13 protein-coding genes are annotated in these 15,189 nt (G+C 61.4%); 5 read left to right on the forward strand and 8 right to left on the reverse strand.

Translation table 11 applies throughout. The features are described from left to right. The first annotated feature begins 39 nt into the window (after positions 1 to 39). The gene (locus HBR93_RS16455; protein WP_128593658.1) at positions 40 to 639 is read left to right on the forward strand and encodes a short chain dehydrogenase; all 600 of its coding nucleotides are present in this window, start codon (positions 40 to 42) and stop codon (positions 637 to 639) included. On the opposite strand, the gene HBR93_RS16460 is transcribed toward HBR93_RS16455, so the two are convergent. After that, positions 640 to 996, reverse strand: coding sequence for a hypothetical protein (locus HBR93_RS16460; RefSeq protein WP_057958723.1), 357 nt, complete (start codon positions 994 to 996; stop codon positions 640 to 642). Between the two features lie 170 nt (positions 997 to 1,166). Between HBR93_RS16460 and HBR93_RS16465 the strand changes: the two genes are divergently transcribed. Beyond that, positions 1,167 to 1,838 (forward strand): hypothetical protein, encoded by a 672-nt coding sequence (locus HBR93_RS16465; RefSeq protein ID WP_057958722.1) that lies wholly within the window; start codon positions 1,167 to 1,169, stop codon positions 1,836 to 1,838. 106 nt (positions 1,839 to 1,944) lie between these two features. Further along, on the forward strand, positions 1,945 to 3,558 hold the full coding sequence (locus tag HBR93_RS16470; RefSeq protein WP_057958721.1) for an NAD(P)/FAD-dependent oxidoreductase: 1,614 nt from the start codon (positions 1,945 to 1,947) through the stop codon (positions 3,556 to 3,558). 67 nt (positions 3,559 to 3,625) lie between these two features. On the opposite strand, the gene HBR93_RS16475 is transcribed toward HBR93_RS16470, so the two are convergent. Then, positions 3,626 to 4,720 (reverse strand): PLP-dependent cysteine synthase family protein, encoded by a 1,095-nt coding sequence (locus HBR93_RS16475; RefSeq protein WP_057439850.1) that lies wholly within the window; start codon positions 4,718 to 4,720, stop codon positions 3,626 to 3,628. A gap of 216 nt (positions 4,721 to 4,936) precedes the next feature. Between HBR93_RS16475 and nhaA the strand changes: the two genes are divergently transcribed. Further along, the gene (gene nhaA, locus HBR93_RS16480) at positions 4,937 to 6,124 is read left to right on the forward strand and encodes a Na+/H+ antiporter NhaA (protein WP_057439852.1); all 1,188 of its coding nucleotides are present in this window, start codon (positions 4,937 to 4,939) and stop codon (positions 6,122 to 6,124) included. Positions 6,125 to 6,649: 525 nt separating this feature from the next. Here nhaA and HBR93_RS16485 read toward each other — a convergent pair. Continuing rightward, the gene (locus HBR93_RS16485) at positions 6,650 to 7,114 is read right to left on the reverse strand and encodes a glycine zipper 2TM domain-containing protein (protein WP_029297142.1); all 465 of its coding nucleotides are present in this window, start codon (positions 7,112 to 7,114) and stop codon (positions 6,650 to 6,652) included. A gap of 157 nt (positions 7,115 to 7,271) precedes the next feature. On the opposite strand from HBR93_RS16485, the gene HBR93_RS16490 reads away from it, so the two are divergent. Then, on the forward strand, positions 7,272 to 7,517 hold the full coding sequence (locus HBR93_RS16490; RefSeq protein WP_057439854.1) for a hypothetical protein: 246 nt from the start codon (positions 7,272 to 7,274) through the stop codon (positions 7,515 to 7,517). A gap of 69 nt (positions 7,518 to 7,586) precedes the next feature. Here the strand turns inward: HBR93_RS16490 and pdxH are convergent, their stop codons facing one another. The 5 genes from pdxH to dinG all read right to left on the reverse strand — a co-directional run bounded on the left by pdxH (position 7,587) and on the right by dinG (position 15,108). Further along, positions 7,587 to 8,234, reverse strand: coding sequence for a pyridoxamine 5'-phosphate oxidase (gene pdxH / locus HBR93_RS16495; RefSeq protein WP_057958718.1), 648 nt, complete (start codon positions 8,232 to 8,234; stop codon positions 7,587 to 7,589). Positions 8,235 to 8,261: 27 nt separating this feature from the next. Beyond that, a complete protein-coding gene (locus HBR93_RS16500; protein ID WP_057958717.1) occupies positions 8,262 to 9,272 on the reverse strand; it encodes an OmpA family protein in 1,011 nt (336 codons plus the stop codon). A 139-nt stretch (positions 9,273 to 9,411) separates the two neighbouring features. Further along, a complete protein-coding gene (locus tag HBR93_RS16505) occupies positions 9,412 to 10,557 on the reverse strand; it encodes a serine hydrolase domain-containing protein (protein WP_057439926.1) in 1,146 nt (381 codons plus the stop codon). 53 nt (positions 10,558 to 10,610) lie between these two features. Beyond that, positions 10,611 to 12,875 carry a beta-galactosidase gene (locus HBR93_RS16510; protein ID WP_115127547.1) on the reverse strand — a complete coding sequence of 755 codons (2,265 nt, stop codon included), beginning with the start codon at positions 12,873 to 12,875 and terminating at the stop codon, positions 10,611 to 10,613. Between the two features lie 88 nt (positions 12,876 to 12,963). After that, the gene (gene dinG / locus HBR93_RS16515) at positions 12,964 to 15,108 is read right to left on the reverse strand and encodes an ATP-dependent DNA helicase DinG (RefSeq protein ID WP_032858113.1); all 2,145 of its coding nucleotides are present in this window, start codon (positions 15,106 to 15,108) and stop codon (positions 12,964 to 12,966) included. Positions 15,109 to 15,189 lie beyond the last annotated feature (81 nt).

Here is a 15,189-nt window from a genome sequence, read left to right on the forward strand (position 1 = left end):
TAGACTCAAGGCTCACCTGAACCTCTAGAGGAACGACACATGAAAATCCTGTTGATTGGCGCCAGCGGCACGGTGGGCTCAGCGGTCAAGGCCGAACTGTCCCAGCGCCATGAAGTGATCAGCATTGGTCGCACGAGCGGCGACTTTCACGTCGATATCAGCGACAGCGCTTCGATCCGCCGACTGTTTGCACAAACCGGCAAGTTCGACGCCCTGGTGTGCGCCGCCGGCAGCGTCAACTTTGTGCCCCTGGGCGAAATGGACGCCAGCCACTTCGACCTCGGCCTGCAAGACAAACTGATGGGCCAGGTCAACCTGCTGCTGATCGGCCGCGAATTTGCCAACGACGGTGCGTCCTTCACCTTCACCAGCGGCATTCTCAACCGCGACCCGATCCGCACCGGCGCCTCGGCGGCGCTGGTCAATGGCGCCATTGATGCTTTCGTCAAAGCGGCGGCAATTGAACTGCCACGGGGCCTGCGGATCAACTCGGTCAGCCCCAACGTACTGCTGGAGGCCATGGGTAGCTATGCGCCTTATTTCCGGGGCTTCAAGCCGGTGCCTGCGGCAGATGTAGCTTTGGCCTACGCCAAGAGTGTGGAAGGCTTACAGACCGGGCAGACTTACATCGTCGGCTGATCACTTGATCAGCGACGGCATCATCTCCAACAACTGATCGCGGGGGATGGAGAACCTCAGGCTCGGACCGTCGAGCACACCCTGGACCGTCGCCGTATTGAGCTGCCGGCCATTGAGGTACAGGGCCATCTGTTTATGCATGGCCGCCTGGGACAGCGCCTTCGTGCGCTCCTGGGCCTGCGGTGTCAGCGTCACATCAACCTCGATAAACTCGGGGTGGAGGGCTTGGGCTTTTTTCAGGGTCAAGGTGATATCGGTGAAGTCGGTCTGTGAGGTATAGAACAGCTTGGCCGGCACCTCGGCCCAGGCCAGGGGTGCCACGCAGGCCAGGGCGAAAAGGGTCCATCGAATGTTCATATGAATGCGCCTTTCGAAAAACTTAAACTTGGCATAAGGCTTCCGTAACATCCACGGGAAAAGGCTTAATTTCAGGCTCCGTTAAAATGCTGCAACCTAATCGCCCATCACCGACTTGTGATGCAGCGCCAGCCTGCGTAACGTGGCGGCACTTGTCAGGAGACCCGATAATGCGTGCCGCCCGTATCCTTGCTCTGTTTGCCCTACTGCCCCTGTTCGCCGCCTGCCAGGTGTTTGAGCGCGACCCGGCCAAGCCGTCCACGGCGGGCCTGACCCGCATGCAGGGCGAGTTGACCGCCATCGGCGATAAACTGCTGTTCCAGCCCTGCCATGACCAGCGCAACTACGTGGTCAACGATACCGGCGGCACCAGCATCCTCCAGGAAGCGGCGTCCCTGGCCGGCCAGCAAGGGGCCTTGTTTGCCGACTTGCGCGGCAAGTTCTCCGGGGTCGCCAGCGGCACCCAGGGCCAGGTGGAGCTGCAGCAGCTGTACCGCGTCGAACGCTCGACCTCGGCCTGTGACGACCCGGACTTCAAGCGCATGATCCTGCGCGCCAACGGCCACAAACCCGCGTGGGCGCTGAATGTCACCAACAAGGGCATGGTCCTGCAGCGCGAGGGCCAGCCACCGCTGCCGGTACCTTATGTGGAAGAGCAACTGGGCGATGGCCGTTTCAACCTCACCACCGAAGCCAACGGCCAGAAGATCGAACTGTGGGTCGCGCCCCAGCGCTGCATCGACAGCGTCAGCGGCAGCCTGCAGCACATGAGCGCCGAACTTCGGATCAACGGCCAGGTGCAGCGCGGCTGCGCGGCGTTTGGCGGCTCGCGAGACGACTGATTCGGCCCTGCGCTGTTTTAGCATGACGGGAAACCGCCGTTGGGGCTTATAATCGCCGGTTTGCAAAACCGCCGGCCCTACCAAACGCCGCATACCGGATCCTGTCATGCTACGAATCACCGAACTCAAGCTGCCCATCGACCATCCCGAAGAAGACCTGCGGCCTGCGATTGTGCAGCGCCTGGGCATCGCCAGTGATGATCTGCTCGATTTCACCCTGTTCAAACGCAGCTACGATGCGCGCAAGAAATCATCGGAGCTGTGCTTCATCTACACCGTCGACCTTGAGGTCAAGGGCGAAGCCGCCCTGCTGCTCAAGTTCGCCGACGACCGCAATATCAACGCCGCACCGGATGTCAGCTACAAGGTAGTCGGCCAGGCGCCGGCCGACCTGAGCGAGCGACCGATTGTGGTCGGTTTCGGTCCTTGCGGGATCTTTGCCGGGCTGTTGCTGGCGCAGATGGGTTTCAAGCCGATCATCCTCGAGCGTGGCCGCGAAGTGCGCCAGCGCACCAAGGACACCTGGGGCCTGTGGCGCAAAAGCGTACTCAACCCCGAGTCCAACGTGCAGTTCGGCGAGGGCGGCGCCGGGACCTTTTCCGACGGCAAGCTCTACAGTCAGATCAAGGATCCGAAGTTCCACGGGCGCAAGGTGCTGCACGAGTTCGTCAAGGCCGGCGCGCCAGACGAAATCCTCTACGTCAGCAAACCGCATATCGGTACCTTCCGCCTGACCGGCGTGGTGGAAAACATGCGCCAGCAGATCATCGCCCTGGGCGGTGAGGTGCGTTTCGAACAGCGGGTCACCGACGTGCTGATCGAGGACGGCCAGTTAAATGGTGTGGTCGTCGATGGTGGCGAGCAGATCCTCTCCAGGCACGTGATCCTCGCCCTCGGCCACAGTGCCCGCGACACCTTCCGCATGCTCCACGGCCGTGGCGTATACATGGAAGCCAAGCCGTTTTCGGTGGGTTTCCGTATCGAACACCCGCAGTCGCTGATCGACGCCGCGCGCCTGGGCAAGTATGCCGGGCACCCAAAACTGGGGGCGGCCGACTACAAGCTGGTGCACCACGCCAAGAACGGCCGTTCGGTGTACAGCTTCTGCATGTGCCCGGGCGGTACGGTGGTGGCGGCCACTTCCGAGCCAAATCGGGTCGTGACCAACGGCATGAGCCAGTACTCGCGTAACGAGCGCAATGCCAACTCCGGGATCGTGGTCGGTATCACCCCGGAAGTGGACTATCCGGGCGGCCCGCTGGCCGGGATCGAGTTACAGGAGCGCCTGGAATCCCATGCGTTCATCCTCGGCGGCAGCAACTACGAAGCACCGGCGCAACTGGTGGGTGATTTCATCGCTGGCAAGCCGTCCACCGCTATTGGTAGCGTGGAACCTTCCTACAAGCCGGGCGTTGCCCTCGGCGACTTGGCCCTGGCCTTGCCAGACTTCGCCATCGAGGCCATCCGCGAAGCGTTGCCGGCCTTTGAGAAGCAGATCAAGGGCTACTCGCTGCATGACGCAGTCCTGACCGGGATCGAAACCCGCACTTCGTCGCCACTGCGGATCACCCGCGACGCGTCGATGCAGAGCTTGAATGTGAAAGGTCTGTTCCCGGCGGGTGAAGGCGCAGGTTATGCCGGTGGGATCCTGTCGGCAGGCGTTGACGGGATTCGGATTGCCGAAGCCGTGGCGCGCAACATCCTCGGGATCGAAGCCTGAGTAAACGCGCTCCATTGTGGGAGCGGGCAAGCCCGCCTCCCACAGTGATCGTCATGCGCCAGGCAGTTTAGATATTGGCGCGCAATACGCTGTCCGGCAACGGCTCGCCACGCTCGACACTGGCGGCAACCGCGTCGATCAACTCTTCCAGCGCATACCCCTGCCCAACCAGCCACGCATCGTCGTAGTAGGTCGTGGCATAACGCTCGCCACCGTCACACAGAATTGCCACGATAGACCCCGACTCCCCCGCCGCCTGCATCTGCTGCGCAGCAATCAACGCGCCGATCAGGTTGGTGCCGCTGGATCCCCCGACCCGCCGTCCCAAGCGCTGCGCCAGGTAATGCATGGCAGCCAGCGACAAGGCATCCGGCACCTTGACCATTGCATCAATCACCTTGGGCAGGAACGACGCTTCCACCCGTGGCCGACCAATGCCTTCGATCCGTGAGCCGCAGTCCAGGCGCAAGCTGGCATCACCGCTCTGGTAATAATCGAAGAACACCGAACGCTCGGCGTCGGCACACAACACTCGGGTGCAATGCTGGCGGTAACGCACATAGCGCCCAAGAGTCGCCGTGGTACCGCCGGTACCCGGGCTGGAAATCAGCCAGCTCGGCTCTGGATGCCGTTCGAAGCGCAACTGCTGGAAGATCGACTCGGCAATATTGTTGTTCGCCCGCCAGTCGGTAGCCCGTTCGGCATAGGTGAACTGATCCATGAAGTGCCCACCGCTTTCCTGCGCCAGGCGCTCGGATTCGGCGTAGATCTGCGTGGGGTCCTGCACCAGGTGGCTCTTGCCGCCATAGAAGGCGATCTGGGCAATTTTTTCCTGGGACGTGGTGGCCGGCATCACCGCAATAAACGGCAGGCCCAGCAAGCGCGCGAAGTACGCTTCAGAAATCGCGGTGGAGCCACTGGAGGCCTCGATCACCGGCGCGCCGGGCTTGAGCCAGCCGTTGCACAGCGCATACAGGAACAAGGAGCGGGCCAAGCGGTGCTTAAGGCTACCGGTGGGGTGGCTGGACTCATCCTTGAAATACAATTCGATTCCCGGTAAGCCCGGCAATGCCAGTGGGATCAGGTGGGTGTCGGCGCTGCGCTGGAAGTCCGCTTCAATAATACGAATGGCCTCTCGGGCCCACTGACGATGGTCGCTCATGCTCAAGTTCCATTAAATTTTCAGGCTTGATCTTAGGGTGTTTCCTACACTGCACACAGATACAGTCATGACTTAATTCGATACAGAATTGCTAGGCTTTGAGCCAATCCCTAGCACCGCACTTTTATATAACAAAAAAGAATATAACTTTTGTTTTAACAACTAACAGTACGGGTTAGGGTACGCCCCTATTGAACCTTGATTGGAGAGCGTCCCTTGCCTCTGCGTAGCACGTTTACCCGTTTCTTCCAGCTCGAAGCGGCCAGCGGTCTGTTACTGATCGCTGCAGCCGCCTTGGCCCTGATCATCAACAACTCGCCGCTGTCGTCGTTCTACAGCAGCTTTCTTGAAGTGCCCGTCGCCGTACAGATCGGCGCCCTGCAAATCGCCAAGCCATCGCTACTGTGGATCAACGACGGCCTGATGGCCCTGTTCTTCCTGCTGATCGGCCTGGAGGTCAAGCGCGAGCTGCTCGATGGCCATTTGTCCAAGCCTTCCCAGGTTGTGCTGCCAGGGGCTGCGGCCATCGGCGGCATGGTGGTGCCGGCGCTGATCTACTGGGCCTTGAACAAGGATAACCCGGCGGCACTCGGCGGCTGGGCCATCCCGATGGCCACCGATATCGCCTTTGCCCTGGGCGTGCTGGCACTGCTGGGCAAGCGTGTACCGGTGTCGCTGAAGCTGTTCCTGATGACCCTGGCGATCATTGATGACCTGGGCGCCATCATCGTCATTGCAATTTTCTACTCCGGCGAACTGTCCAGCGCGTCGCTGGCGGGCGCCGGCGCCTGCCTTGTCGCGTTGATCGCCATGAACCGCCTGGGCGTGGTCAAGCTCGGGCCGTACCTGATCATCGGCTTGATCCTGTGGGTCTGCGTGCTCAAGAGCGGTGTTCACGCCACCCTGGCCGGCGTCACCCTGGCGTTCTGCATTCCGCTGCGCACCAAGAACGCCGAGCCCTCGCCCCTGCTCGGCCTGGAACACGCCCTGCACCCGTGGGTGGCATACGGCATCCTGCCGCTGTTCGCCTTTGCCAACGCTGGCGTGTCGCTGGCCGGGGTCAATCTGGAAAGCTTCACCCACCACGTACCGATGGGTATCGCGGCAGGTTTGCTGGTGGGCAAGACGGTCGGTGTGTTTGGCCTGACCTGGCTCGCCGTGAAAACCGGGCTGGCCGCCCTACCGACCGGCGCCAATTGGGGCCAGGTCATGGGTGTCGCCATCCTGTGTGGCATCGGCTTCACCATGAGCCTGTTTGTCGGCTCACTGGCGTTCTTGCCGGGCAGTAGCGAATACGCCGGGATGGACCGGATGGGCATTCTCACCGGCTCGATCCTCGCGGCATTGATTGGTTATGCCGTGACGGCGATGGCCAGTCGTAAGCAGGTGACAGTCAACGCTTAACGCGTCATGTGGGGGCAGGCCTGTCTTGCCCCCATGCACTGTTTCAGCCTCTTCCCCCCTCGCTCACAGCACCTTCCTACCTTCTTTCTCCTGCGCCTCCCCTAACGTCGCACACCCGTCTGCAAGAACGGATGTCACGGCCAGGTGGGCAGGATGGCCAACAACCAGGACAGCCCCCTGCTGTCGGGGGCGTGTTCGCCAAATCCTCTCTACGAAAATCCAAAAGAACAAAGAAGATTCGCACCATGAGATATCTGATTGCAGCCTTCGATAAGGCTACTGACCTCCAGGCGTTTGTAGTCGAGCAACATGGCTGGGAGGTCTACAACCTGCCCCCGCTCAACTAACGGCTATAGAAACCTTGGCCGGCAGAGTAATAAATGACTCTGCTCATCACTTCCAACTTACCTGCAACGTTTAACGCGCCCGGTCGAAATCAAAAATCACATTAAGAAAATCCTTAGCCGAACCGAAAAAAACCCCGACCAGTCACCCGGTCGGGGTTTTTCTTTTACTGTATGACGCTTAGCGGGTAACGCGGCTGGTCCCATCTACAGTCATGATGCGCACCCGGTCGCCGATGCGGAAGATTTCGTTTTCCTGCACCGCCTGGACGTAGGCGCGCATGCTGCCGTCGTCTTCGCGCACGGTGATTTCCACGCCCTGGGTACGGGTCAGGCCTTCTTCGGTGGCCGAGCCCAGCAGGCCGCCCGCCACGGCGCCGATAACGGCAGTCACGATGCTGCCGCGACCGCCACCGATGGCGCTACCGCCAACACCGCCGATGACCGCGCCTGCTGCGCCGCCGATTGGGGTCTTGGTGCCTTCGATCTTGACCGGACGCAGGGATTCGATGGTACCCATGCGCACGCTTTGCACACGACGGGCTTCGTCACGGGAGTACGAGTCGCCGGTCAGACTGGAGGCGCAGCCACCCAGCAGCAACGACATGGTGGTAAAGCAGGCAACCAGCAGAACAGACTTACGCATAGCATCAACTCCAAAGGACATATCTTTATTAGACTCCGCTGCTTGACGCCTGTCACGGCACGGCCCGGAGAAAATTGCTTTCATTCAGCCCCAGTACAGACAGGCTGTACCGCAAAAACCGACAAACGGTAGCACCTACACCCAGACAAGGAATTTCATGGACTACTTCATCATTGTAGCTACCACCGCCGCCGGCCTGTACTTCCACTGGTGGCTCTACCGGCGGATCAAGCGCTGGGTAGATCGCGACCTGGCGCTGTCCCTGGCTGGAGACGATCAGCGCAAGCGCAACTTTATGCTGCAACAGTTGGACCGCGCCAAGGCAGAGAAGGTCAAGCGTAAGGATTTACCACAATGGCTGCAGGACGCAGCACGGCAATACACACCACAAGCCCCGGAGTAGAGACTTCGGCAGGAACACCTGACTCCAGGCCACAGCGCCCATATGGATTACAGGTGTTTAAAGGCGCACTCAGGGCGCCAGGCGCTCGCGGGTCCAGTCCGTACCCTGCAAGCGATAGTTCAAGCGGTCATGCAAGCGGCTCGCCCGGCCCTGCCAGAACTCGATGCGTTCCGGCAGCAGGCGATAACCCCCCCAGTGCTCCGGGCACGCCGGCTGGGTATCGCTGAAGCGCTGTTCGGTCAGCGTGAGCAAGTCCTGCAATTGCTGGCGATCACGGATCACCTGGCTTTGCGGGGAAGCCCAAGCACCGATGCGGCTGCCCAGGGGTCGCACCTGATAGTAGGCATCCGATTCCTCAGGCGTGACCTTGACCACCCGCCCCTCGATGCGCACCTGGCGCTCCAGGGTCGGCCAGAAGAAGGTCATGGCAGCAAACGGGCGGGCTGCCATTTGCTGACCCTTGGCGCTCTGGTAGTTGGTAAAGAAGGTAAAACCCTGGGCATCCAGGCCCTTGAGCAGCAGGACTCGGCAGTGAGGCCGGCCCTCCTGGTCCACGGTCGCCAGGGTCATCGCGTTGGCCTCCACCGGCGCTTGCTCGGTCTTGACCGCATCGCTGAACCACTGGTGGAACAAGGCAAACGGCTCGTCCGGGGCCTGGGCCTCGCTCAAACCGTCCCGCGTGTAGTCACGGCGCATATCCGCCAATGCCTGGTTCATGGGGCTTTATCCTTCTCGCTCAACTGCTCAGTTTTTCGCCTGGTCGTTTGCCGCTACTTTTTTCGCAGGTGCAGCTGCCTTGGCGGCCACCGGCTTTTTGGCTGCCGGCTTGGCGGCGGCTTTTTTCGCGGCTGGCTTGGCGGCGGTCTTCTTGGCCGGGGTTTTCTTCGCGGCCACGGCTTTCTTGGCCACCGGCGCAGGAGCAACGACGTCCTGTACCGCTACCAGTTCAGGCTTCGGCGGGTTTGGCGAGTTGTACTTGCTCAGCAGTGCCAGCATGGTGGTGCGCTGGGTGAACATGATTTCCATGCGACGGTTCAGAGCGCGGCCCTGGGTGCTGTCGTTGGCGGCGCGGGGCATCAGGTCGCCCATGCCACGCAACATCAGGCGGTCCTGCTTCAGGCCGCTGAGGCTGAAGATCGAAGCGATGGACTGGGCACGCTCCTTGGTCAGGGCCTGGTTCTGCACGGTGTCGATGTGGCCCAGGACCAGCACGGCAGTCTTCGGATCCTTTTCAACGGCCTTGGCGACACGGGTAAACGGACCCAGGGTCACCGGCAACAACATCGCCGGGCGCTTCGGGTTGTACGAACCATCGACCGGGGCAATCACCACCAGTACGTTGTCGCGACGTTCCAGTTGCAGGTTGCTGTCCTTGATCGCGGCGCGCAGGCGTGGCTCGTAGTCATCCAACCAGGCCTGGGTGATTTTCGGGTCTGGCATCGGGATGTTGGTCACATCGACTTTGTTCAGGGGTTTTGGCTTGCTTTCAAACGGCCACCACCATTTGGTGTCGCTTTCAGCCTTGGCCACTACCGGCGCCGCAGCGGGAGCAGGTGTTGCCGCCTTCAGATCGGCCTTGAGATCAGCCTTGGCGTCAGCCGCCTTGGCATCGGCCTTGGCGGTAACGTCCTTGGCCGCCGCCTTGTCGGACCCGAATGACCACCAATGCTCGCCAGACGCATCATTTTGTGGGTTTTGTGCACAGCCAGTAATAGTGAGGCAAAGCGCCAGAGCCAAGGACTTGTTCGATAACATGAGATATCCACAAAATGAGAAAACACAGGGGTCTGAATGACCCGTTAAACGGACGCTTCACGAAGTTTAAAGTAACAATACTTTTCCAGCGTCTTTTGTAGGTGCCTTTTTAACAAAAAAACGCCAGACAGCAAGCTATTTACAGACAACCGGCCAATATTCTTACCAACTTTTGCGCGCGCGGGTCCATAAGTACATACGGCCCCAGTGTATTGGTCACAAAACCAAATGCTACATCATGTTCCGGATCGGCAAAGCCCACGGAACCACCGGCCCCAGGATGCCCAAATGCACGTGGGCCAAGGCCGAACGTCGCGTTGGGCACGTCTGGCTGGTCCAACATGCAACCCAGGCCAAAGCGGGTTTGCGTCAATAAGGTTTTATCCGGCCCAACACTGTGCTCGCGGGTCAGTTGTTCAAGCATATCGGCTTCCAACAAACTTCCGTCCAACAAACCACTATAAAACCCGGCCAAACTGCGCGCATTGCCATGACCATTTGCCGCAGGCTGCTGCATGCGACGCCATTCAGGCTTGTTAGTGCTGGTTAGTATAGAAGGCGGATTGGTAAACGCCCGGGTAGTCATTGCTTCGGGCTCACGCAGGGTGACCTGTAACAACCGTTGGGCTGCCGCATCCCCCATATTGCCTTTGCTCCGGGCAATGTGGGCGACACGATAAAATTCCTCGTCCGCCAACCCGACATGGAAGTCCAGGCCCAGCGGCCGGGCAACCCGCGCCACAATCGACTCCCCCGGCCCACGCCCATCGGCGCGGCGCAGCAGTTCACCGACCAGCCAGCCATAAGTGATGGCCGCGTAGCCATGGCCTTCGCCGGGTGTCCACCAGGGGGTTTCGGCGGCCAGGGCGGCAGTCATCAAGGGCCAGTCATACAGGGCCTCGGCAGGCAATATGTCACGCAACGCGGGCAGCCCGGCCTTATGGCAAAGCAGTTGGCGCAGGGTGATGTTGTGTTTACCTGCCGCAGCGAACTCCGGCCAGTAGTTGGCAACCGGGGCGTCCAACTGCAATTTGCCCTCGGCTACCAGTTGCAGCGCGGTGACGGCGGTGAAGGTCTTGGTGCAGGAGAACAGGTTGGCGATGGTGTCGCTGTGCCAGGCCTCGGCACCGTCCTTGTCGGCAGTGCCTGCCCACAGATCAAGGACGGTTTGCCCGCCAATCTGTACACACAGCGCCGCACCACGCTCCTGAGGGTCGTCAAACAGCGCGGCGAAGGCTTCGCGCACTGCTTCGAATTGAAGCTCGTAATGACCCTGAATCTGCACCTGCATCCCCCTCGGAAAAGTCCTGCGTTAAATGGCGTTCATTGTTCCAGCCATTACTGGCTTTGGGAACCCGTGGCAGCCTGGGCGACCTTGGCTTTTTCAGCTTTGCGGCCCAATTGCTGGATCGCCGCCAGGTTGCTTTTACGCACACTGTCGACAAAACCCTGGAAGGGCACATCGGTGATCCCCACCAGGCCGAAATGGCCATTTTCACCGTCCAGCAATCGCCCGGTCACCGGCTGGTCGAGGTACTGGAACCAGTGCACGCCAACAATCGACGGCTCGGCCATGGCCTGCTTGAGGAACGTCGCGTAGGCCGGGCCACGCGCCTCCTCCCTGGCCAAGGGCGTCAAGCCACCCCAGAACGGGCCACGGTCGGTCGAGCCGAAGTTGAACTCGCTGATCAATACCGGCTTGTCCAGCCCGCGCAGGGCGGCGAAGTCATAACCGTCCTGGGGCTTGAGGGTGTACATATTGAAGCTCAGTACATCACAGTACTGGGCGCAGGACGCCACGGCTTCCGGGGTGCTGACCGCATAGCGGCCACCCAGCAGCAGCTGGTTGGGCGCATGCCATTTCAGCGCATCGGAGATGGTCTTGAAGTAGGCGTCGGCGAAGGTCTTCTGGAAGTACTGGAAATCAGCTTCGATTTCCGGGTGCTCGGGGTTGGGAACGGGCGGCTCGAAGCCTGGATCTTCCATCAACTCCCAGCCCGCCAATTGAATACCCCAGGCTTTGGACAGGCCATCTTCGTTACGGTATTTATCGCGCAGTTGCTTGAGGAACGCACGCTTGGCCGGCACATCGGTGGTCATGCGCAGGGTGCCGTAGGCCAGGGCATAGCGGGATTTCGCATCGTTGCCAGGACCGGCCCACGCCAGTTCGTTATCGGCAAAGAAGCCGATCAACCAGGGGTCGTCGCGATGGTCACGGGTGGCAATCGCGACCGCCCGCTCGGTGGCCATGGCAAAGCGCGGGTCGAAGGGATCGGGCATGCCGCCCCACCAGTCGATACCGGTGCTGATACTGGTGTAGTCGCCAATGATCGACAGCGGCAAGGTGTAAGGCACGCGATCCGCGCCAACCAGTTGCGGGGCGCTCCAGTTGCCGACGGTGTTGAAACCCCAGGCCTGCAGGCGGTCCAGGGTGTGGCTAACCCAGCGCGCCTGGTCAAACCCCTGGGCTGTGCAGGGCTGGGCCTGGGCTGCCGGGTCGCACGCCTGGCCATAGGTGCGTTGCAGGTTAGCGCCGTAGAAGTCATACCAGCGCCCCACATTGAAGCCACGCCCTACATCCGCGCCATTGCCGCCACGGTTGTCGCCACTGCCGTAATACTTGTCGAAGGGCTCACCCGCCTTGGGCAACGCGCCAAACATCCATTCGCGGCCGGCGACATAGGTCTGGCTGTTGTCCGGGGTCACCGTGTTGACGCCCAGGGAGTAGAACGGATGCCCCAGTGGTGTCACCAGGTACCAGCGCCCATCACGCTTTTCGGTACGGAAGAAGCCGCTGGCGTCAAAGGCCGGACCCTTGGTCCAGCCGCCAAACTTGTCCAGGCCCGCCTTGTCACGCTCCGCAAGCCAGCCCTTGAGCTGTTGCTGCTCCTTGGCGGCCGCGGCTTTCAACTGCTCGTCGCTGCTGACCTTTTCCGGCCAGCGCGCGCGGTTGGACTGCCCGTAGGCATCCACCAACTCACTGTAGGCAGCCTTGAGCACCGGCTCGCTGTCCTGCACGCCAAAGCGCTCCAGCAGGATACTTTGCGGCGCAGCCGGCTGGATCATCGACAGCGTGACCGAGACCACCTGGCTGCGGTCGAGCTCGCCAGCGCTACCGGCCAGCATCACGCGCTGACCGTCCACGGTGATCGGCATCGGCGGCCCGGCTTTCATACCCTGGCTCAAGGGCGAATTGGCTTGCAGTGGCACCAGCAGCGTTTGCGCAGGTCCCGCCGGCAAATCAATCCGGCTGACCAGGGTCTTGCCGTCGCTGCTCTGCACCTTGACGTACAAGGTCAGCGCCCAGTCCATCGCACTCTGGATACGCAGGCTCATGGCACTCGATTGCGACCAGTCCCACACGCCACTCTGCGGGCTGAGCACCAGGCTGGGTTCCGCCGCCGGGTTGAAGGTGATGCGGCGCAACACCTCGCCTTCCGGGGTCTGCTCGGCGTTGTATTGCGGCAGGCTGGCGTCCTGGGTCGCCACCTTGACCACATCGGCCGGCCGGACAAAGTTGAACAGCGTCTGTTGCCCGGCCGGCGCGGCCAGCAATGGCGCAGCGAACAACAAGGCAAAAAGAGCAGGCAGCGTGCGGATCATACGAACAAGGTTCTCCCAATTGGCCGGTGAATGGCCTGATGACATACATGAGATAGACCACGAAGTGGGCGAATTCGCCCACTGCGGCTTAAGAAATTTCGCGCCGGAAAGGCGGCAAGGCATTCAGGATCGCCTTGCCATAGCGCTGGGTTACCAGACGGCGGTCGAGCAAGGTGATGGTGCCCCGGTCTTCTTCGGTACGCAGCAAGCGACCACAGGCCTGGACCAGCTTCAACGAGGCATCCGGAACCGAGATCTCCATGAACGGATTACCGCCCCGGGCTTCGATCCACTCGGCCAGCGCAGCCTCGACCGGATCATCCGGCACCGAGAACGGGATCTTGGCGATCACCACGTGCTCGCAGTAGGCACCGGGCAGGTCGACACCTTCGGCAAAGCTCGCCAGGCCGAACAGCACGCTGGAGTCCCCGCCATCAACCCGCGCCTTGTGCTTGTTCAGGGTTTCCTGTTTCGACAGGTTGCCCTGGATAAACACCTGTTTGCGCCAGTCGCGGTCGAGGCCGTCGAACACGTCCTGCATCTGTTTACGCGACGAGAACAGCACCAGGGTGCCCTTGGAGCCTTCCACCAGCGACGGCAGGTCACGAATGATTGCCGCGGTGTGGGCCGGCGCATCCCGTGGGTCGGCCTTGAGGTCCGGCACCCGCAGCACGCCAGCGTCGGCGTGATGGAACGGGCTGGGGACCACGGCAGTGACGGCTTTTTTCGGCAGGCCGGCGCGCATGCGGAAGCGGTCGAAGGTGCCCAGGGCCGTCAGGGTGGCCGAGGTCACCAGGGCGCCGTAGGCCACATTCCACAGGTTGCGCCGGAGCATTTCTGCGGCAAGGATCGGGCTGGCGTTGACCTCGATATCGAACAGCGCACCGCTCTCCGACAGCGTCAGCCAGCGGGCCATGGGTGGATTGTCTTCCGGGTCTTCAACGGTGAAGGCCGTCCACAACTCCCAGTTGCCCTGGGCACGGGACAACAGGCTGCCAAACAACGGATACCACTCTTCGGCCTGGTTGCTGGCGATGCCGATATTGACCTCGCCGTCCATGCCTTCCTTGAGCAGGTCGGTGAGGCGGGTGAACAGGTCGGTCAGGCGTGAGAAGCCCTTCTTCAACTCCACGCCCATCTCGCGCATATGCTCGGGGATCAGCCCGCCGACAAAGCGATGGCGTGGCCGCTCGCGACCTTCAACGTCTTCGCCGGGCTTGAAGTCCGCCACCTGTTCGCAGGCGCTGAACATGAACTGTTGCTGGGTCTTGATCTCCCGCGCCAACTCCGGCACCTGTTCGATCAACTTGCCCAGGTCGCCCGGCAGCGGATGCTGGGCCAGCAGCTTGGTGAGGTTCTTGGCGGTGGTTTCCAGCCAGTCAGCGGTGGAACGCAGGCGTGTGTAGTGGGCAAAGTGGCCGATGGCCTTGTCGGGCAGGTGATGGCCTTCATCGAACACGTAGAGGGTGTCGCGCGGGTCGGGCAGCACGGCGCCGCCGCCCAGGGCCAGGTCAGCCAGGACCATGTCGTGGTTGGTGACAATCACGTCGACCTTGCCCATGCCTTCGCGGGCCTTGTAGAAGGCGCACTGGCCGAAGTTGGGGCAGTGCCGGTTGGTGCACTGGCTATGATCGGTAGTCAGGCGCGCCCAGTCGGCATCTTCAAGGGCGTTGGGCCAGCTGTCGCGGTCGCCGTCCCACTTATTGCCGGCCAGCTTCTCGATCATGCTGGTAAACAGCTTCTGGCTGGCCTCATCGACTTCGATCTTGAAGCCTTCTTCTTCGAACAGCGAGGCCGTGGCGGTTTGCGCGTGGCCTTCCTGCAACAGCACATCCAGCTTGGACAGGCACATATAGCGGCCACGGCCCTTGGCCAGGGCGAAGGTGAAGCTCAGGCCGCTGTTGCGCATCAGGTCCGGCAGGTCTTTGTAGACGATCTGCTCTTGCAGGGCCACGGTGGCGGTGGCAATCACCAGGCGCTTGCCGGCGGCCTTGGCAGTGGGAATCGCCGCCAGGCTGTAGGCCACAGTCTTGCCGGTACCGGTGCCGGCCTCGACGGCCACGACCGCAGGGTCGCCACTGCGCCGGCCTTCGTCGTCGGTGTCGATATCCCCGAGGACCTTGGCCACTTCGGCGATCATCAGGCGCTGGCCGTAGCGCGGTTTCAAGCTCTTGGCTTCGAGAAAACGCGAGTAGGCGCCCTGGATCGTGGTTTTGAGTTCAGTGCTGATCATGGATAGTCGGGCGCAAAAAACGCTGGATAAATTTTCAGTGGTTCGGATCGGCCGCTATCATACCCCGCTAATTAATCCCGC

This window comes from Pseudomonas sp. WS 5411, assembly GCF_012985595.1.
Lineage (GTDB): Bacteria > Pseudomonadota > Gammaproteobacteria > Pseudomonadales > Pseudomonadaceae > Aquipseudomonas > Aquipseudomonas shahriarae.